Raw genomic sequence first — 18,472 nt, 5'->3', positions numbered from 1 at the left:
CACCCCCTCAAAACGTGAAGCGGCCCTCCACCACGGTCACGCAAGGGCCGCCCAGCCATGCTGTCTCACCTTGCAGACGGCACGTCAGCAGGCCGCCCCGCTGTGAGGCCTGGTAGGCGGTGAAGCCCTCCCGCCCCAGCTTGGCCGCCCAGAACGGGGTCAGCACCGCGTGGGCCGATCCGGTCACGCTATCCTCGTCCACGCCGCCACCGGGCACGAACACGCGGCTGACGATATCGGTCTCCACGCTTGGCGCGGTGACGATGAACTGGTCATCGCACAGCGCCGCCAGCCCCCGCAAATCGGGCATCAGCGCGCGCACCGCCGCCTCGTCAGGATAGAGAAACACGTTGTAGCCCAGCGGCGAACGCCAGGTTTCCACCGGCTCCGCCCCCAGCAGCGCCACGGCGCCTGCGTGCTCGCCGCGCTGCGTCGGGATCGACGGCAAGCCCAGCGCCAGCACTTCGCCATCGCGCCGCACTTCCAGGATGCCGGCCTTGCGCGTGCGAAAGGTGACGTGCGCCCGCTGGGGCTCCAGGCCCAGCAACACGTGCCCGGACGCCAGCGTGGCGTGGCCGCACAGTCGGATTTCGCACGTCGGGGTGAACCAGCGCAGCTCCCAATCCGCCGCGCCGGTATCATCGCGCACCACGAAGGCGGTTTCGGCGAACATGTTCTCCGCGCCGATCGCCTGCAGCACCGCGTCATCCGGCCAGGCTTTGAGGATCATCACCGCCGCCTGGTTGCCGCCGAACGGACGATCGGCGAACGCATCGACATGCCAATAGGGTACCTTAGGCATCAGGCATCGCCCTTATGTTGATCGGCCAGGTAATCGGCGACATCGCAAGTATTGGGCAGCACGTCGCGGGACGCGGGGCCCTCTTCATCCACCAACCCTTCGGGATCGGGGTGGATCAGGATTTCCACATCCGGAAATTCGGCCTGCAGCCGCGCCTCGATATCGTCCATGACGCGATGCGCCTGGCGTACGCTCATTTCGGGATCGACCCAGACGTGGAACTGCACAAAGTCCCGATTGCCGGACGTGCGGGTGCGCATGTCATGAACGCCGGTGATGTCAGGGTTGCGCGCCAGCAAGGCCAGCAGCCGGTCTTTCTTCTCCGCCGGCCATTCATGATCCATCAATTGCATGAGCACCTGCTGCGATGCGGTCCACGCGCTCCACCCCAGCCAGGCCGCGATGCCCAGGCCGAACAGCGGGTCCGCGTGACGCCAGCCCGCCACTTGGTCCAGCACCAGCGCGGCGATCACCGCCAGGTTTAGCAGCAGATCTGACTGATAGTGCACGTTGTCGGTCTGGATCGCCAGACTACCGGTTCGCCGGATCACGTGCCGCTGCCAGGCCAGCAGCGCCAGCGTGACCCCGATCGCCACCAATGAAACCACGATCCCGTCACCCGCGGCTTGCGTCCGCCCGCCGGCCACGAATTGCTCTACCGCACGCGCGGCGATGCCCAGCGCCGAGATCGAGATCAGCACGATCTGGAACAGCGCCGCGATCGCCTCCGCCTTGCCGTGGCCGAAGCGGTGCTTGTCATCCGCGGGCATCGCCGCCACCCACACGCCCGCCAAAGTCGCGCAGCTGGCGACAAGGTCGAGCGTGGTATCCGCCAGGCTGCCCAGCATCGCGGTGGAGCCGGTGGACCAGGCGGCCCAGCCCTTCAACGCCAGCAGCAACAGCGCCGCGCTGATGCTGGCCATCGCGGCGCTGCGGTTCAGCGTGCCGCTATCGCTCATGGAGCTGGCGCTCATGGATAGAGCAGCGTGCTGGCCCAGCCGCCCGCCTGATCGCGCGTGAACACACGGCGCTCATGCAGGCGGCCCGGCCGGTCGACCCAGAACTCGATCGCGGTGGGCTTCACGCGAAACCCGGTCCAGTGCGCGGGCCGCTCGATCTCGCTATCGCCGAACCGGCGCTCCACCTCGTGATAGCGGGATACGAACGTCTCGCGCGAATCCAGCGGGGCCGACTGGTCGGACGCCACCGCACCCAGCTGCGAATCGCGGGATCGTGAGTGAAAATAATCGTCCGCCATCTGCGGATCGACCTCGCTCAGCGGCCCCTCGATCCGGATCTGGCGGCGCAGGCTCTTCCAATGGAACAGCAACGCGGCATGGGGATTGGCCAGCAACTCGCGGCCCTTGCGGCTGTGGGCATTGGTGTAGAACACGAAACCGTCCGGGCCGTGCCCTTTGAGCAGCACCATTCGGACCGAGGGCACACCCTCCGGCGTGGCGGTGGCCAGTGCCATCGCGTTGGAATCGTTGGGTTCTGACTCGCGCGCTTGAGCATACCACTGGTCGAACAGGGCCAGGGGGTCTGAACGCGGAATACTTTCGGCGGCGATTTCGGCATCGATCATGCGGTCATCCTTGGCGGCCGACGCATATGGCGCCGGGCATTACGCACCTTGTAGAAGAATGCACCGCTTGCCGGAAGCGCCACACGATCCTAGCTATGCTGCCGATATGGCAGCAGACCCCTACACCACACTCGGCGTGTCCCGTGGCGCAAGCGAGAAGGAGATCAAATCCGCTTATCGCAAGCTGGCCAAGGAACTCCACCCAGACGCCAACAAGGACAATCCCAAGGCGACCGAGCGCTTCAGCGAAGCGACTGCGGCTTACGATCTGCTGTCCGACAAGGACAAGCGCGCCAAGTTCGACCGGGGCGAGATCGACGCCGATGGCAACCCGATGGGTTTCGGAGGGGGGTACGGCGGCGGCGGCTTTGGCGGCGGGCATCGTGGTTTTGGCGGCGGTAATCCGGGCGGCGGCTTCGAAGGGTTCTCCAGCGAAGGCATCGATCTGGGCGATATCTTCGGTGATATGTTCGGTGGACGCGGCGGCGGCGCGCGCGGCGGCATGGGCGGCGATCCGTTCGGCAGCGCCCGCCAGCAACGCCGCGCCCCGCCCAAGGGCGCGAACGTATCCTATCGCCTTTCCGTCCCCTTCGCCGATGCGGCCAGCCTTTCCCCGCAGCGCATAACTTTGGGCGATGGCAAGACGATCGACCTCAAGCTGCCCAACGGGGTGGAAGACGGCACGCAGATGCGCCTCGCCGGCAAGGGAGAGGCCGGCCCCGGCGGCGCGGGCGATGCTATCGTCACGATCCAGATCCAGCCCCATCCCAGCTTCCGCCGCGAAGGGGACGATGTGCGGCTGGACCTGCCGGTGACGCTGGACGAAGCCGTGAACGGCGCGAAAGTGCGCGCCCCCACCGTCAGCGGCGCGGTGATGCTGTCCGTCCCGGCGGGCACCTCTTCCGGCAAGGTGCTGCGCATCAAGGGCCGCGGCTTCACCCGTAAGGACGGCACCCGCGGCGACCAGCTGCTGACGCTGCAGATCGTGCTGCCAGAAGGGGACGCCGATCTCGTCCAGCGCCTCGATGGCTGGCGCGACACGCGCGACGTCCGCGCGAAGCTGGGCGTCTGAGGCTGACCGCCGGTTGACCGAAGTCGCAAAATCCAACCTTACGCCCGAAGCGCGGCGCAAGGATGCCATGCGCCGCCACTCCGGCTTGCAAACGCGCATCCGTGAAAAGACCGGCCCGGGCTCCCGCTTCTTCAACGTGACGAAGCGCGTGGTGACCGGCGCGTGGGAGGATGGCTTCATCCACGCCGGCAATCTCGCCTACGTGACGCTGCTGGCGCTGTTCCCCTTCTTCATCGCGGTGGGCGCGATCTTCTCTGTCATCGGCGAGCAGGAGCAGCTGGACGGTTCGATCGACAACATCCTGCTCGCGCTGCCGCCGCGCGTGGCGGAAGTGCTGGCCCCGGTGGCGCATGACGTGGTGGCGCTGCGCCAAGGCTGGCTGCTGTGGATCGGCGGCCTGTTCGGCGTGTGGTCCGCCGCCAGCCTGATCGAGACGATCCGCGATATCCTCCACCGCGCCTACGGCACCCAGCCGACGCGCACGTTCTGGCGCTATCGCCTGACATCCACCGGGCTGATCCTGGCCGCGGTGCTGATCATGCTGATCTCGCTATCCGGCCAAGTGCTGATCGCCTCGATCGAGGAAGTGCTAGTTACGCTGCTGCCCGGCATCGACGCGCCGCGCTTCAGCCTGGCGATGAGCCACCTTGTCACCGGCCTTGGCCTCTACGGATCGATCTACACGCTGTTCTACGCGCTGACGCCGTCGGCTTACCAGAAGCCGATCTATCCGCGCTGGCCCGGGGCGTTACTGGTGACGGTGTGGTGGGTGGTGGTCGCCGCCGCCCTGCCCCGCGTTCTATCCACGTTTTTCCGCTACGATCTGACCTATGGCAGCCTGGCGGGCGTGATGATCGCACTTTTCTTTTTCTGGCTTGTCGGACTAGGAATGGTCGTCGGGGCCGAGCTCAACGCGGCACTTACGGAATCGCCCGAGGAACGGGCCATGAATCGCGCCGGCGCTCCAGCCGAAGCCGGCACGGGTGAATTACAGGAAGAATACGAATGACAGGTCTGATGCAGGGGAAGCGCGGTCTCATCATGGGTCTGGCGAACGACAAGTCGCTGGCATGGGGCATCGCGAAGAAGCTGGCCGAGCACGGGGCCGAGCTGGCCTTCTCCTACCAGGGCGATGCCTTGGCCAAGCGCGTGAAGCCGCTGGCCGAAAGCCTGGGGAGCGACTTTCTGCTGGAATGCGACGTCTCCGACATGGCTGCGCTGGACACCGCGTTCGACACGCTTAAAGAACGCTGGGACACCCTGGACTTCGTGGTCCACGCGATCGGCTTTTCCGACAAGAACGAGCTGCGCGGCAAGTATGTCGACACCAGCCTCGAAAACTTCCTGATGACCATGAACATCTCGGCCTACAGCCTCGTCGCCGTGACCAAGCGGGCGGTGGCGATGATGCCCAACGGCGGCTCGATCCTGACGCTGACGTATTACGGCGCCGAAAAGGTAGTGCCGCATTACAACGTGATGGGCGTGGCCAAGGCGGCGCTGGAAACCTCGGTGAAGTACCTCGCCAACGATCTCGGCCCGCAGAACGTGCGGGTGAACGCGATCTCCGCCGGGCCGATCAAGACGCTGGCGGCCAGCGGCATCGGCGATTTCCGCTACATCCTGAAGTGGAACGAATTGAACGCGCCGCTGCGCCGCAATGTCACCATCGACGACGTGGGCGGCAGCGGGCTGTACTTCCTGTCGGACTTGTCCTCCGGCGTGACGGGCGAAACGCATCACGTGGATGCGGGCTATCACGTGGTCGGCATGAAGCAGGAAGACGCGCCGGACATCGCGCTGACCTGAGGCGGTAGGAGGTGGCTGGATTGGCCAGGCTTAGCCAAAGTCAGCCAAGCTCAATGCCATCCACGCTTTCGTTTTTTAAGGGAAAACAGGGCGTCCTATCCGGTTCGCCCTCTATATCCGTTCGTGTCGAGCGTAGTCGAGACACGCCAGCGCTGCGTCAGCGTATCTCGACTACGCTCGACACGAACGGATGGAAGCATAACCAGTTGTTCGTCGTCCCGGACTTGATCCGGGACCCCGCTTCTTCGCGGCGCAATCTCCGCGCCATACCCCCCAGTTGAACCACAGAGGACGCTGCTTCTATCAGGGGGCTGTCGTACCCGCCGCCTGTCCCGCCGCAGCCGCATCCGCCGCCTTCTTGCGCGCTTCGTACGCGCGTTCCTCGGCCTCTACGCTGACCTGCTCTTCGGCAGCCGTGGCGTCGATGGTCGAGAGGCGCTTCTCGCGCTCCTTCTGGATCAGATCGCCGAACCGGACGTCGGTGCCGTTCTCCCGCTCGGCGCGGGCCTTGTTGATCATCTGCTGGGTGCAGCCGGTGAAGCCGCCGGCGCCCACGGGGGAGCAGCTGTTGGTGCCGAAGCGGCCGACCGTCTCGTACGCCAGCACCTTGTTGCTCCAGGCTTCCGAAGTCGGCCGGTCCACGCCGCGCAGCGGAGCGGGGATGCGATAACGCTCACCCTCGGGCTTGCGGGCGCAGACGGTGATCTCGTCTCCGGTCGAGGCCGGGCAGGGATCGTCGCCATAGACGATCACCTGGTTCACCTTGTCGCTGCCGGACGTTTCCGCGCCATCCTGCGCCAGCACCGGCGCGGCAAAGGCCAGGACAGCAGCGGTTGAGGCGATGGCGGTCCAGGTACGCAACATATTTCAGCTCCCATCAGGCGAAGCGCCTCGCCGCCGCTATAAGCCGCGAGTGCCTTGAATGATAGCTGAAGGCCGCGCGATTGGTTCCCGCGCCCGTCACGCTTTTGACGATCAGATGCGTTCGGAAAGCTTGATCGCCACGCGGCAGCCCAGCCGGATCACGCCGGACAGCAGCGGATAGGCCGGTGCCCGTTCCGCCCCGCCGGCGATCGCCGCATCGTGATGCTCCCGCTCCTCGTCGCGGAACTTGGCGATGTGGCCGGACAATTCGGGGTCTTCGTCCCCCAGGTCGTCCAGCTGCTGGGTATAGTGGCGGTCGATCTCGGTCTCCACCGCCGCGGTGCAGGCCATCGCCGCCTCGGGGCCGAGCAAGGCCGTCGCCGCGCCCAGCGCAAAGCCTGCCGCCGACCATACCGGCTGCAGCAGCGTGGGCCGCACGCCGCGCTCTGCCAGCAGCTTGTCGAACACTTCGCGATGCGCGGCCTCCTGCGTCGCCATACCGGCGATCTCGGCGGCGCCGGGCGCGCGATTGCCCATCACCGCCAGCTGCCCGGCATAGATGCGGGTCGCGCCGAATTCGCCCGCCTGGTCGACCCGCAACATGCGCTCGCTGCGCTTATCCATCAGCCACTCTCCGGCCGCGCGTCAGAAGTAAGCCGATCGCCAGCGCGGCGGCGATCGAGAACAGGAAGTTCCATCCCGCCAGCGATATCCCGAACAGCGACCATGGCGCCACGTCGCAGCGGATCACCGGCGCGGCCAGGATCGCGGCCAGGGGGTCCTGCCCGCTGGCGAAGGGACTGGCGGTGCATGCGGTGACGCCCTGCCACCAGCCATACTCCACCCCGGCATGAAAACCGCCGATCAGTCCGGCCAACGCGATAGCCACTGCGGCGAGCCAGACCAGCACGCGGTTCGGGATCACGAAGGCCAGGAACCCCAGCGCGAGCGCCGCAAAATGGGCATAGCGCTGCCACCAGCACATCTCGCAAGGCGGCAGGCCGAAACCGTATTGGCTGATATACGCACCCGCCAGCAGAAGCGCCGGCGTCAGCAGCGCCAGCCAGCGCGCGGCTTTTTCACCACGCATAGATCACCCCTCCCCGTTCGTGTCGAGCGAAGTCGAGACACGCTGGCGGTGCGCGAGGCGTCTCGACTTCGCTCGACACGAACGGGAGTGAGGATGCATTTACGACCAAAGTTACTTCCGCGCCGCCAGCGCGGGACGGCCCGCCGTGCGGTCCAGCGTCTGGATCGCGTAGTGCAGCTGGAAGTCCTTGATGCCCTGCTTCTTCAGGTCTTCCGGCGTGGCGGTGAAACGCGGATCATCCTTCTTGTCGGTTTCCAGTTCCTTGTCGTCCAGCGAGGCCTCGTTGATCAGGTGGCCGCGCAAGTCGCTTTCGCGCACCGCCCGATCCGCGCGCGCCTTGGCGTCGGGATCGGAAAGCTGGGGCACGCGGATGTCGGGATCGATGCCGCCTTCCTGCACGGAGTGGCCGGACGGCGTGAAATAGCGTGCCGTCGTCAGCTTCACCGCGCTGGTCTTGTCCAGACCGATCAGCGACTGCACGCTGCCCTTGCCGAAGCTGCGCTCACCCATGATCACGGCGCGATGCTGATCCTGCAGCGCCCCGGCCACGATCTCGGATGCCGAGGCCGAACCGGCGTCGATCAGCACGATCATCGGCATGCCCTTGATCGCATCGCCCTTGAACATCGTTTCGGCGCGATAGAACTGGTTTTCCGATGCGACGCGGCCGCGCTGCGAAACGATATCGCCCTTGTCCAGGAACAAGTCGGACAGCGCCACCGCCTCGTCCAGCGAACCGCCGGGGTTCGAGCGCAGATCGAGGACCAGACCCGCCAGCTTGCCCTGCGGCGTCTTGGCCACCTGCGCCTTCAGGTCGTTGATCGCGATGTTCACGTCCTTGCCGACATCGCGCGAAAATTCGTTCACCGAGATCACGCCGACATCGCCCTTCAGCTCATGCGTGACCGGCTCCAGCTCGATCACGCCGCGCGTTACCGTCACGTCGAACGGCGCATCGCGGCCGGTGCGGAAGATCGTCAGCCGGATCGGCGTGCCTGCGGGGCCGCGCATCTTGGCGACCGCCTCGTCCAGGTCCCGTTCGAAATAGAGCGTGCCATCCAGATGGGTGATGAAGTCCCCCGCCTTGATTCCCGCCTTTTCCGCCGGGGAGCCCTTGAACGGCGAGACCACCTTCACCGCCCCGTCTTCTTCCACCACGGAGAGGCCAAGGCCGGTGTAGTTGCCGTCGATCATGGTCTCGATCCGCTGCAGCGAGGGGCCATCGAGATAGGTCGAGTGCGGATCGAGGCTGGCAAGCATCCCGTCGATTGCGCCCTTCAGCAGCTTGTCGTCGCTCACCTGATCGACGTAATTATCCTTCACCAGCTGGTAGATCGCCAGCAGCTTGCCGAACTGCGGCCCGCTGCGCGCATCGACCGCCGCAAGGCCCGCCGTGGCGGTGGGCAATAGGGCGACGGCGCTGACCAGCATGGTGGCGCGCAGGAGAGGAGCGAATTTCATCGGCTAATGGGAGCCTCTCTTTTCCAGCAGAGCCCATCCGGCTTCCGCGTAAGTTCCCCCATTCTAGTGACGGCGGCGGGGGTTGGCCAGTGGCTGTCTTGAGGGCAAACAACGAAGCATAGCTGCATGCGAGGGACGTAAGAGCCCTCACGCCCCCCGCAGGTATTGCAGCGGGTTGACCGGCTCGCCGTTGCGCCGCAGCTCGACACCCACTTGCGGGCGGCCCGGCCCGGCCACGCCCAGGGGCGAGCCTGCCACCACCTGCTGCCCCACCGCCACGTCCAGCCGCGCCAGGCCGGTGACGAGCGAGGCCCAGCCGCCCTCATGCTCGATGATCACGATCTGGCCATAACCGCGATAGCGCCCGGCAAAGGCGATCCGGCCCGAGGCGGGCGCCACCGCCTGCGCGTTGGGCCGCACCGCCAGCAACACGCCGCGCGACCGCGATTGCCCCGCGCCCTGCTCGCCAAAACCGGTGACGAGGCGGCCGGTCAGCGGTAGCATCCACGCGCCCAGCCCTTGCGGCGCGGGAATGGCCGCGGGCGGATCGATCACCCGCGAATCCTCCGGGCGTGGCGGACGGATAATCGGGCCAGGCAGCCGTGCCAGCGCCTCACGCAGCTGGCCCTGACGGCCGATCTCCCCCACCAGATCGCCCAGGTCGCGCGCCCGCTCCGCCAGCATCAGCGCGCGCTCCGCCTCGCGACTGGCGATGCCCGAAACCTGCCTGCTGGCGATCCGCTGCCGCGCCTCGACCGCGGCCAGCTGGCGGCGCTTCTGGTTCAACTGGTTCTCACCGGCGCGCAACTGGTCCGACGCGGCACGCGCCGATCGCTCCAGCGCCTGCGCCCGGGAGATCTCGGTGCGCAAGGCGGCGGTGCGGCGCTCCACTTCGGGCAGCATGGTCTGCAACAGCGCCCGCATGGTGACGAGATCGCGCAGCGAGCCGGGCCGCAGCAGCGCCAGCACCGGGGGGCGGCGCGAAAGCCGCTGGAGCGAGGCGGTTAGCCGCACCAGCGGAGCCTGCCGCTCGGCCATGCGGGCGCGCAAGGCTTGGCGGGCGGCGGCGATCAGCTTGACCCGCGCCTCCTGCGCCGCGATCTGCGCCTCGGTTTCCTGCACGCGCGCAGCCAGGGCAGCGGCCTCGCGCGCGGTGCGGTCCGCCTGCAGAGTGACGGCACGGGCCTGCGCTTCCAGCGTCTCGGCCCGGCGGCGGGCAGCGTTACCCTCGGCCTGGGCCGTCGCAAGCTCGCGGCGGGTCTGCGCGGCATCGGCGGGCGGGGGAACAGGCGCGTCCTGCGCGGTGGCGGTAAGCACGATCCCGGCAACGGCGAGAAGCGCGGCTAGGAGCAGCCATAGCCGCCGCCCGCCCTTTTTCCCGCCATCCGCGCAAACGCGGGGTGCCATCTGACAAGGCTGCGCCGAAGCAAGCCTCTGGAAAGGAGTTTCCGCTGCTGCGGGTGTAACGAGGAAGGGCAGAGTCGCCACTCTCACCCCGCCCGGTGGTAGGGATGACCGGCGAGGATACTGGTCGCGCGCCAAAGTTGTTCGGCCAGCATCGCGCGGACCATCAAGTGCGGCCACGTCATCGCGCCGAAACCCAGCAGCAGGTCCGCCTGCCCCCGCGCGGCATCGCCATGGCCATCCGCCGCGCCGATCAGGAAGCGCGCCTCGCGCACGCCTTCGTCCCGCCAGCGGCCCAGCAGTTCGGCGAACGCTTCGGACGAGAGCAGCTTGCCCCGCTCATCCAGCAGCACCTCACGCACGGGCGTATGCGCCACAGGCGGCACGCGGCCGCCCACGTCGGGCAATTCGGTATGACGAAAAGGCCAGGTCAGCCGCTTGGCATAGCGGTCCACCAGCTCAGCTTCGGGCGAGCGGGCGATCTTTCCCCTGGCGATGATGTGCAAGAGCATTGCCGCCGTGGTAGCGCCACGGCCCCGCTACGGCGAGGGCAATGTGACGGCGGCTCCCGCAATCGCGGGAGTGCCGGAGCCATGGGACGCGTCCTGCCGCGCGCGATCAGGCCACGCCGGCGCCGCCTTCGCCAAAGCCCCACATGCGCTCCAGATTGTAGAACGTGCGCACTTCCGGGCGGAACAAGTGGACCACCACGCCGCCGGCATCCACCAGCACCCAGTCTGCCGCGGGCAGGCCTTCGATGCGGGCATGGCCGTGGCCGCCGTGCTTGAGGCGCTCCGCCAGCTTCTGGGCGATCGCAGCCACCTGCCGGCTGGACCGGCCCGATGCGATCACCATGTAATCGGCGATGCTGGACTTGCCGTCGAGATCGATGGTCACGACCTCCTGGGCCTGATCGTCATCGAGCGATTGCAGGACGAGCGCCAGAAGCGGATCGTCCGACCCTGCGGGCATGGCAGGCCCGGCGGGGTTCGCGGTGCCGGTCGAGACCGGCTGTAGATGTGCCTGGGGCATCTTGAGTAAAGTCAGCTCCTCTCTGCTGATGAAACGCACGATCGCGCCGCAAGTGCGTGCGATCGGTAAGTAGAAACAAAATGATGCATGATGATGAAATGGTGCGGAAAGCGCGGGAGGGCAAGTTGCCCGCTCACGCAGAATGTCCGGTTATGGCGCGATGGGTGACCTGATCACGCAAGCCGTGCCGCAAGAGCGACGACTGCTGCGCCCAGTCCGGATCGGCGCGACGGATATCCGTCGCCGAGCGCGGGTCGGGATCAAAACGCAAGGTCAACAGCGCAGGCGCGCTCCACGAATCCCGGAACTTCAAGCAGGCGGGTGACTTCCGGTTTCGTCCCAGCCAGGCCATCGCGGGGCTCGCGACAGCGGCGCTATCATAGCCCGGACGCGCCACCACGGCAATCGGCATCGATCGCGCGATGCTCCGCCAGTCGCGCCAGCGGTGGAACTGGGCGAGATTGTCCGCGCCCATAATCCAGACGAAGCGCCGTTTGGGGTACCGCCGGATCAGCCGCCGCAAGGTGAGCGCGGTGTAAGCGGTGCCGAATTCCCGCTCGATCGCGGTGACCCGGATCGGCGCGCGCCGGGCCTGCGCCCGTGCCGAGGCATACCGTGCGGCCAGCGGGGCCATGCCCGCCTTGGGCTTGAGCGGATTGCCCGGGGAAACCAGCCACCACACCTCTTCCAGCCCCAGCGCGCGCATGACTTCTAGAGAGACCTTGCGGTGTGCGCCATGCGCCGGGTTGAAACTGCCGCCGAGCAGGCCGGTGGGGATGCTCATGCGGCTTCACGCAGAGTGAGAGTAAAAAAAGACAAGAAAGTAAAGAGATGCCTCGCGCAGAGGCGCAGAGGCGCAGAGGAGTCGCCGTGGGCCGTCAGGCCCCTTGCCGTTCCGTCGACGGGGTTGATCGAACCGTTGAGGGAGAAGGCGGCTTCGCCGCAGAAATCGCCGCTCTGCGCCTCTGCGCCTCTGCGCGAGCTAATCTTCTTCTGCTTGTCTCCGCGGCTCCGCGCCTCCGCGTGAAACGTCATCGCGTGAATCAAAGTCAGGGCCGGATCTGGCCAGTCCCACGCACCTGCCACTTGTACGTCGTCAGCCCCTCCAGCGCGACGGGCCCACGAGCGTGGAGGCGGCCGGTCGCGATGCCGATCTCCGCGCCGAGGCCGAACTCGCCGCCATCGGCGAACTGGCTGGAGGCGTTGACCATAACGATCGCGCTGTCCACTTCGGCCAGGAACCGCTCGGCATGGGCATCGTCGCCGGTCACGATCGCATCGGTGTGGTGCGAGGAATGGCGGGCGATATGCGCCAGCGCCGCATCCAGCCCGTCCACCACCGCCACAGAAAGGATCGCGTCGAGATATTCGGTATCCCAATCCTCGTCGCTCGCCGCGCCGATTCGCGGATCGAGAGCCTGGGCCCGGGCATCGCCGCGCAATTCGCAGCCCGCGTCGATCAGGTCACCCACCAGTGCGATCGAATCGCCGAACTGCACGTCGAGCAGCAGCGTCTCCATCGCCCCGCAGATGCCGGTGCGGCGCATCTTGGCGTTGAGCGCCACCTTGCGCGCCATCTCGGCATCGGCGCCCGCATCGATGTAGGTGTGGCAGATGCCATCGAGATGGGCGAGCACTGGCACCCGTGCATCCGCCTGCACGCGCGCCACCAGGCTTTTGCCACCGCGCGGCACGATCATGTCGATCAGCCCCGCCGCCGTCAGCATCGCGCCGACCAGGGCGCGGTCCTGCGAAGGCATCAGCTGCACCGCTTCCGCCGGGACGCCCGCAGAGGCCAGCCCGCTGGCGAAGGCGGCGTGGATCGCCCGGTTGGAGTGAATCGCCTCCGTGCCCCCGCGCAGCAGCACCGCGTTGCCAGAGCGCAGGCATAACGCAGCGGCATCGGCGGTGACGTTGGGGCGGCTTTCGTAGATGATCCCAATCAGTCCGATCGGGATCCGCACGCGCGAGAGCTGCAGGCCGTTGGGCCGCTCGCTGCGATCGATCACCTGCCCCACGGGATCGGGCAGCGAAGCCACCTGCTCCACCGCGTCGGCCATCGCCGCCAGCCGCTTGGGATCGAGCCGCAACCGATCGAGCAGTGCGCCCGACAGGCCCTTTTCCTCGCCGGCCGTAACATCGCGCGCATTGGCCTCCAGGATCGCGGCCTGATCGGCACGCAACTGTTCGGCCACCGCACGCAAAGCGGCAGTCTTCTGCGCATCGGACAGTAGCGCGACTTGTCGCTGCGCGGCGCGGCCCGCCGTTGCCAGGCCTGCGACCAGCGCCTCCGGGCTCTGCCCATCCGCTGCTGCAAGATCGGATTCGTGGGCGATGACGGGGCTCTGGATATTCATGCCCGCCACCTATCATCGCAGCCCGACGATGTCACGGCAGACCCAGCGTTCCCGCCGAAACCTCAGCTTGCCGCAAGACTCCCTCCGCTCAACTTCGTTTGGCATGTGCGCAAGGCAGGCGGATTCGCGTTTGTGACAGTCCGTGGCTAGGGCGCGCCTCAAGACAGTATAGTTGCGATAGCGGGGTCAGTTTTGAAAATGCCAGCCGCCGACGCGGTTCGATCGCGTCTGCGGACCCTTTTCCCTGAGCGTGAATTCTTCATGCGCTCTCAGGGCCAGGTCCGATTTATCAAGGTTTCCACGAAAGTTCAGACGCTTGGCGCCGTGGGCGTGGTATCCTTCCTCTCCGTGTGGGTCGGCACGATGGCGAGCGCTACACTCTCGCAATGGTCGGCCATGCAGGAACAAGCCGCCCTGCAGGCGCGCGAGGCCCGAATCGCCACCGCCCAGAACCGTGTCGACGCCTATCGCCAGGACGTGCGTGCAGTGGCCGCAGACCTGGAACGGCGGCAGGAATTCATCCAGCGCATGGTCGAGGCCCACCTGGGTGATCTGCCCGACGATATCCAAGGCGGCGATGCTGCGTCGGACGACCGGGACGAGACGTCCACCACCGTCAAGAAGCTCAGCATGGCGATGCCCGAGGCCGCGCAATTGGCGCAATTGGAGGCTGCGCAGCTTTCCTTTGTCGAGCGGTTGACCCGCTATGCGGACCGTCGCTCCACCCGTGCGGCGGATTCGATCCGCAAGCTCGGCCTCAATCCCGGTGCGATGATCGCCCGTCGTTCTGCCGAGGGTGGTCCGCTGCTGCGCCTCGCCACCGCGCGCGACGGCTCGGTCGATCCCCGCTTCCGGCGAATGGGCGCCAGCCTGGCCCGCATGGACGCGATGGTTTCCAGTCTCGCCAGCGTGCCGCAAGTGCAGCCCGCGCATGTGCCGTTCGTCTCATCCAGCTTCGGTTATCGTGCCGACCCCTTCAACGGCGGCGCGGCGTTCCACGCGGGCCTCGATTTTCCCGGACCGATGGGCTCGGCGATCTACGCCGCCGCCAAGGGCCGCGTGACCTTCGTCGGCCAGAAGCAGGGCTATGGCAACTGCATCGAGATCAGCCACGGCAGCGGCCTGGTCACCCGCTATGCCCACTTGTCGGGCTTCGGCGCGCGCGTCGGGCAGATGGTGGAGCCGGGCACCCGCATCGCCGCCATGGGCAGCACTGGACGTTCCACCGGCCCGCACCTGCACTTCGAAGTGCGCATCAATGACCAACCGGTGAACCCGCGGCCCTTCCTGGATGCCGCTCAAAAGGCGCAGGCACGCTCATGATAACCCCAAGGACTCCCTCTTCAATGTCCAAGCCCATCGGCAGCCATCGCCCGCTTCACGGCTCCACCACCAGTATTCTGGGGGGCGACACCGCGATCTCGGGCAATATCAGCGCCACGGCGGACCTGCACGTCGAGGGGCGCGTCGAAGGGGACATCACCTGCACCGCGCTGATCCAGGGCGAGGGCAGCGAAGTGATCGGCGCGATCATGGCCGAATCGGCCCGCATCGCCGGTCGGATCGATGGTTCGGTGACGGCGCGCGAGGTCGTGATCATGAAGTCCGCACGCATTCGCGGTGACATCATCTACGATGCACTGACGATCGAACAAGGCGCGCAGCTGGACGGCCGGCTGACCCCGCGTTCGAATCAGGCCCAGCCGGTATCCCGCCCTGCCGCCGTGGTGGAGCAGCCATCGGAATTGGCGCGACTGGTGCTGGCCTCTCCCACCGTGGAAGCCGAAGGCTGAGTTTATACAAGGGGCTGGGGCGTCCGCGACTTTGGCGCTCCCCCCATCAACCTGAAAGCGCTTCGGGGTCTCTACTTTCTGGCGCTAAATGGACGCGCTATCTCGAAGACCGCCGTCACTTGATCCCGCATCCCGTTCGTGTCGAGCGAAGTCGAGACACAGTAATCCTACGCAAAACTGTCTCGGATACGCTCGACACAAACGGCGTTATGGATTCTTGGGACAAACGAGAGGCGAGCCAACCCGCCCCTCGCTCGTAGAACTCAACCCCGGCGTTCTTCCGCTTCTGCGGCGCGCTTGGCTTCAAGCCAGGCGGCGGCTTCGGCTTCCTGTGCGGCTTCGCTGGCGGCGACGCGCGCATCTTCACGCTCCTGGCGCAGCTCTTCCAACAGAGCCTGGCGATCATCGCCGAGACGCTCGTCATCGCGGCCATCGTCCTCGATGCCGGCCTTCTTGGCAGCCTTGGCGACGATCGCGTCCAGCTCGCGCTGCGAGCACAGGCCCAGCGTCACCGGGTCCTTCGGCGTGATGTTGCTGATGTTCCAGTGGCTGCGATCACGGATCGCGGCGATGGTGTTGCGGGTGGTGCCGATCAGCTTGCCGATCTGCGCATCGGACACTTCGGCGTGGTTGCGCAGGATCCAGGCGATGCCGTCCGGCTTGTCCTGCCGCTTGGAAACCGGCGTGTAGCGCGCGCCCTTGGTGCGGCTGACGGTGACCGGCGCCTTCTGCATCTTCAGCTTGTAGGCGGGATCGGCCTGGCCCTTCTCGATCTCTTCCATCGTCAACTCGCCCGAGCGGACGGGGTCACGGCCGGTGTACTTGCTGGAGGCCAGATCATCCGCCATCGCCTGCACTTCCAGGATGTGCAGGCCGCAGAATTCGGCGATCTGCTCAAAAGTGAGGCCCGTGGTGTCGACCAGCCACGAAGCGGTCGCGTGCGGCATCAGCGGAGTGGGCTGGCTCATGTCTCTTGGTCCCGATCGATGCCGGACGAACGAGAGAGCATCCGGCGCAAAAACAACAAGGGCCGCCCCTTTGCGGAGCGGCCGTACCGGGCTGATCTAGGCAATCGCGGCAGATTCGGCAAGCGTCACGGTACCGATAGCGGAATGGGCATGCCTAGTGGATCGCAATTTGATGGGTTTTGTGTCGGCATGGACTCTCAAAGGCGGTGATAGACGATCCTGAACATGACGCATGCTTATAAAGCGGCGTCGATTCTTTACAGCAAGGGTTGACGTAGACGGCTGGTACTGAGATAGCGAAGGCGTATAAGAATTTTCACTTACGCATTTACCGATTCAGGGGATTGATCATGAAGAAGCTGGCATTAGGACTAGCCATTGCGACCAGTCTTGTGGCGAGCACGGCGATTGCCGCGCCGAAGCGCCCCGACTACATCGCGTTCAAGGCTCCTCAGGCAGTGGCAGGCGTGGCCAATCCGGCTGGTCAGGTAACTCAATTTGCCACTCCCAGCGTCGCGAAGCATGACGAAGCGTTCGGTACGCTTCCCATCTGGGTTCCGCTGATTGGCCTGATCGCAGTTATCGGTCTGGTTGCGGCGGTTTCGGGTGGCAGCAACGGCAGCCCGGGCTGATCATAGTTTATTCGCTGAAGCGTCAAGGGCTTTATCGCTCACTTCAGCCTAAAAAAATCACGGCTTCGGCATTCTGAGTTCGACTCAGGATACCGAAGCCTTTTTTTGTTTATCAAGTGCCCGAGAGTTCGCCGGTCAGCCACTCTGACCGGTATCAAGCAGGGCGTCATTCGAGCAACTGTAGGCAAGGTCCATAGGGGTTTTCTGACCCGCTGGGTCAGAAAGCGAGGGCAAACGGCGCAACTCCGGGCGCCTATAGCCTTTCCTTACACTTCCAGCACGATCTTGCCGACGTGATCGCCCGCCTCCATTCGGCGGTGGGCGTCCGCCGCGTCCTTCAGGGCGAAGCGCGCGTCCATCTCGGGGCGTAGTTCGCCCTTTTCCACCAGCGGCCATACGTTCGCGGCGATTTCCTGCGCCAGCAATCGCTTGAATGCGATCGAACGCGGGCGAAGCGTGGAGCCGGTCAGCGTATAGCGCCGGCTCATGATCACGCCCATGTTCAGCTCTGCCTTGGGCCCGCCCAGCGCGGCGATGGTGACGTGGCGGCCATCCATGGCCAGGCACTTGAGGTTGCGCGGCACATAGTCACCCGAAATCATGTCCAGCACCAGGTCCACGCCGCGGTCCTCGGTGATGCGCAGCACTTCTTTGACGAAATCGTCCGCCTTGTAGTCGATCGCATGATCCGCGCCGATCCGGCGGGCCTCGTCGCACTTGGCCGCCGATCCGCAAGTGACGATCACCGTCAGCCCGAAAAGCTTGCCCAGCTTGATCGCCATCGTGCCGATGCCGCTGGTGCCGCCATGGACCAGGATCGTCTCCCCCTCGCTCGCCCAGCCGCGTTCGAACACGTTGTGCCACACGGTGAACAGCCCCTCGGGCAGCGCCGCGGCCTCTGCCAGCGGCATGGCATCGGGCACCGGCAGGCACAGCGCGGCATCGGCGATGCAGTATTGCGCATAGCCCCCGCCCGCGACCAAGGCGCAGACCCGCTCGCCGATCAGCAGCGAATCGACCCCGGCACCCAGGCGGGCGACCGTGCCCGAAATCTCCAGCCCCGGCAGTGGTGAGGCATCCGGCGGCGGCGGATAGGCGCCGGTCCGTTGCGCGACGTCGGGCCGGTTCACCCCGGCGAAGGCCACCTTGATCAGCACTTCGCGCGGCCCCGGCTGCGGAACCGCGACGTCGCGCGGCACCAGAACCTCAGGCCCGCCGGGCTTTTCGATGGCGATCGCGGTCATTGTCGCGGGGATTTGCGGTTCGTCGGCGTTGTCCATGGCGCTTGCTGCCACAGCCGCGCGGCGCGACGAAACGAAATTCGTGCAAGCCTGCGCGGACAGTTGACAGTGACAGTTTCAAGTCGGATGCTGCACTGCAATGGACGATGACGAACGACCGCGGCGACGGTCGACCGAGGGTGACTTCGGTGCCGCCAGCCTCCTCACCAGCGAAAGCCTGGAGCGCTACTCGCTGGACGAACTCGATGCACGCATCGCTCTTCTGGAAGACGAGATCGCGCGCATCAAGGCGCACCGCGACAAATCCTCGGCGCACATGACGGCGGCGCAGGCGCTGTTCAGGCCGAAACAGCCTTGAACGT

Annotated in this window: 21 protein-coding genes; 7 read left to right on the top strand and 14 right to left on the bottom strand. The window is 66.2% G+C overall.

Annotation, left to right across the window (positions count from 1 at the left end; genetic code table 11):
- Window positions 1-7 precede the first annotated feature (7 nt).
- The 3 genes from GGR39_RS03100 to pdxH are packed head-to-tail and all read right to left on the bottom strand — an operon-like array spanning window position 8 to window position 2,387.
- Window positions 8-802 carry a PhzF family phenazine biosynthesis protein gene (locus GGR39_RS03100; RefSeq protein WP_183615802.1) on the bottom strand — a complete coding sequence of 265 codons (795 nt, stop codon included), beginning with the start codon at window positions 800-802 and terminating at the stop codon, window positions 8-10.
- Window positions 802-1,776: a cation diffusion facilitator family transporter gene (locus GGR39_RS03095; protein WP_484549386.1), complete on the bottom strand. Its 975-nt coding sequence runs from the start codon at window positions 1,774-1,776 to the stop codon at window positions 802-804. The genes GGR39_RS03100 and GGR39_RS03095 overlap by 1 nt, the downstream gene beginning before the upstream one ends.
- Entirely contained in the window at window positions 1,773-2,387 is a 615-nt protein-coding gene (gene pdxH / locus GGR39_RS03090; RefSeq protein WP_183615801.1) for a pyridoxamine 5'-phosphate oxidase, read from the bottom strand. The genes GGR39_RS03095 and pdxH overlap by 4 nt, the downstream gene beginning before the upstream one ends.
- 106 nt (window positions 2,388-2,493) lie before the next feature.
- Between pdxH and GGR39_RS03085 the strand changes: the two genes are divergently transcribed.
- The 3 genes from GGR39_RS03085 to fabI are packed head-to-tail and all read left to right on the top strand — an operon-like array spanning window position 2,494 to window position 5,268.
- Window positions 2,494-3,459 carry a DnaJ C-terminal domain-containing protein gene (locus GGR39_RS03085; protein ID WP_058737436.1) on the top strand — a complete coding sequence of 322 codons (966 nt, stop codon included), beginning with the start codon at window positions 2,494-2,496 and terminating at the stop codon, window positions 3,457-3,459.
- Window positions 3,460-3,472: 13 nt separating this feature from the next.
- The gene (locus GGR39_RS03080) at window positions 3,473-4,468 is read left to right on the top strand and encodes a YihY/virulence factor BrkB family protein (RefSeq protein WP_058737435.1); all 996 of its coding nucleotides are present in this window, start codon (window positions 3,473-3,475) and stop codon (window positions 4,466-4,468) included.
- Window positions 4,465-5,268, top strand: a complete 804-nt coding sequence (gene fabI, locus GGR39_RS03075; RefSeq protein ID WP_058737419.1) for an enoyl-ACP reductase FabI — start codon at window positions 4,465-4,467, stop codon at window positions 5,266-5,268. The genes GGR39_RS03080 and fabI overlap by 4 nt, the downstream gene beginning before the upstream one ends.
- Before the next feature lie 303 nt (window positions 5,269-5,571).
- On the opposite strand, the gene GGR39_RS03070 is transcribed toward fabI, so the two are convergent.
- From GGR39_RS03070 to GGR39_RS03030, 9 genes are all read right to left on the bottom strand, one after another.
- Window positions 5,572-6,132 (bottom strand): hypothetical protein, encoded by a 561-nt coding sequence (locus tag GGR39_RS03070; protein WP_183615800.1) that lies wholly within the window; start codon window positions 6,130-6,132, stop codon window positions 5,572-5,574.
- A gap of 111 nt (window positions 6,133-6,243) precedes the next feature.
- Complete coding sequence (locus GGR39_RS03065; protein ID WP_058737417.1) at window positions 6,244-6,756, bottom strand: demethoxyubiquinone hydroxylase family protein; 513 nt, start codon at window positions 6,754-6,756, stop codon at window positions 6,244-6,246.
- Window positions 6,749-7,222: a disulfide bond formation protein B gene (locus tag GGR39_RS03060; protein WP_183615799.1), complete on the bottom strand. Its 474-nt coding sequence runs from the start codon at window positions 7,220-7,222 to the stop codon at window positions 6,749-6,751. Before GGR39_RS03060 ends, GGR39_RS03065 begins: the two co-directional genes overlap by 8 nt.
- A 111-nt stretch (window positions 7,223-7,333) precedes the next feature.
- Window positions 7,334-8,683 carry a S41 family peptidase gene (locus tag GGR39_RS03055; RefSeq protein WP_058737415.1) on the bottom strand — a complete coding sequence of 450 codons (1,350 nt, stop codon included), beginning with the start codon at window positions 8,681-8,683 and terminating at the stop codon, window positions 7,334-7,336.
- Window positions 8,684-8,830: 147 nt separating this feature from the next.
- Window positions 8,831-10,090, bottom strand: coding sequence for a murein hydrolase activator EnvC family protein (locus tag GGR39_RS03050; RefSeq protein ID WP_183615798.1), 1,260 nt, complete (start codon window positions 10,088-10,090; stop codon window positions 8,831-8,833).
- An 83-nt stretch (window positions 10,091-10,173) separates the two neighbouring features.
- Window positions 10,174-10,599 (bottom strand): 23S rRNA (pseudouridine(1915)-N(3))-methyltransferase RlmH, encoded by a 426-nt coding sequence (locus tag GGR39_RS03045; RefSeq protein WP_058737414.1) that lies wholly within the window; start codon window positions 10,597-10,599, stop codon window positions 10,174-10,176.
- Between the two features lie 106 nt (window positions 10,600-10,705).
- Entirely contained in the window at window positions 10,706-11,059 is a 354-nt protein-coding gene (rsfS, locus tag GGR39_RS03040; RefSeq protein ID WP_246388259.1) for a ribosome silencing factor, read from the bottom strand.
- A 193-nt stretch (window positions 11,060-11,252) separates the two neighbouring features.
- The gene (locus GGR39_RS03035) at window positions 11,253-11,903 is read right to left on the bottom strand and encodes a nicotinate-nucleotide adenylyltransferase (RefSeq protein ID WP_183615797.1); all 651 of its coding nucleotides are present in this window, start codon (window positions 11,901-11,903) and stop codon (window positions 11,253-11,255) included.
- 265 nt (window positions 11,904-12,168) lie between these two features.
- Window positions 12,169-13,476: a glutamate-5-semialdehyde dehydrogenase gene (locus GGR39_RS03030; RefSeq protein WP_183615796.1), complete on the bottom strand. Its 1,308-nt coding sequence runs from the start codon at window positions 13,474-13,476 to the stop codon at window positions 12,169-12,171.
- 261 nt (window positions 13,477-13,737) lie between these two features.
- Here GGR39_RS03030 and GGR39_RS03025 point away from each other — a divergent pair, with 261 nt between their 5' ends.
- Together GGR39_RS03025 and GGR39_RS03020 are read left to right on the top strand one after the other, a co-directional pair.
- Window positions 13,738-14,799 (top strand): M23 family metallopeptidase, encoded by a 1,062-nt coding sequence (locus GGR39_RS03025; protein ID WP_183615937.1) that lies wholly within the window; start codon window positions 13,738-13,740, stop codon window positions 14,797-14,799.
- Window positions 14,800-14,822: 23 nt separating this feature from the next.
- Window positions 14,823-15,269 carry a bactofilin family protein gene (locus tag GGR39_RS03020; protein ID WP_183615795.1) on the top strand — a complete coding sequence of 149 codons (447 nt, stop codon included), beginning with the start codon at window positions 14,823-14,825 and terminating at the stop codon, window positions 15,267-15,269.
- 263 nt (window positions 15,270-15,532) lie between these two features.
- On the opposite strand, the gene GGR39_RS03015 is transcribed toward GGR39_RS03020, so the two are convergent.
- Entirely contained in the window at window positions 15,533-16,237 is a 705-nt protein-coding gene (locus GGR39_RS03015) for a DUF1013 domain-containing protein (protein WP_058737408.1), read from the bottom strand.
- 350 nt (window positions 16,238-16,587) lie between these two features.
- Here GGR39_RS03015 and GGR39_RS03010 point away from each other — a divergent pair, with 350 nt between their 5' ends.
- Window positions 16,588-16,869, top strand: coding sequence for a hypothetical protein (locus GGR39_RS03010; protein WP_058737407.1), 282 nt, complete (start codon window positions 16,588-16,590; stop codon window positions 16,867-16,869).
- Between the two features lie 266 nt (window positions 16,870-17,135).
- Here the strand turns inward: GGR39_RS03010 and GGR39_RS03005 are convergent, their stop codons facing one another.
- Complete coding sequence (locus GGR39_RS03005; RefSeq protein ID WP_183615936.1) at window positions 17,136-18,149, bottom strand: NAD(P)H-quinone oxidoreductase; 1,014 nt, start codon at window positions 18,147-18,149, stop codon at window positions 17,136-17,138.
- A 100-nt stretch (window positions 18,150-18,249) separates the two neighbouring features.
- Here GGR39_RS03005 and GGR39_RS03000 point away from each other — a divergent pair, with 100 nt between their 5' ends.
- A complete protein-coding gene (locus tag GGR39_RS03000; RefSeq protein WP_058737405.1) occupies window positions 18,250-18,468 on the top strand; it encodes a DUF1192 domain-containing protein in 219 nt (72 codons plus the stop codon).
- Window positions 18,469-18,472 lie beyond the last annotated feature (4 nt).

This window comes from Novosphingobium fluoreni, assembly GCF_014196615.1.
GTDB lineage: Bacteria > Pseudomonadota > Alphaproteobacteria > Sphingomonadales > Sphingomonadaceae > Novosphingobium > Novosphingobium fluoreni.
The sequence above is the reverse complement of the archived record's forward strand: the minus strand, read 5'-3'. Positions and strand labels throughout refer to the sequence as shown.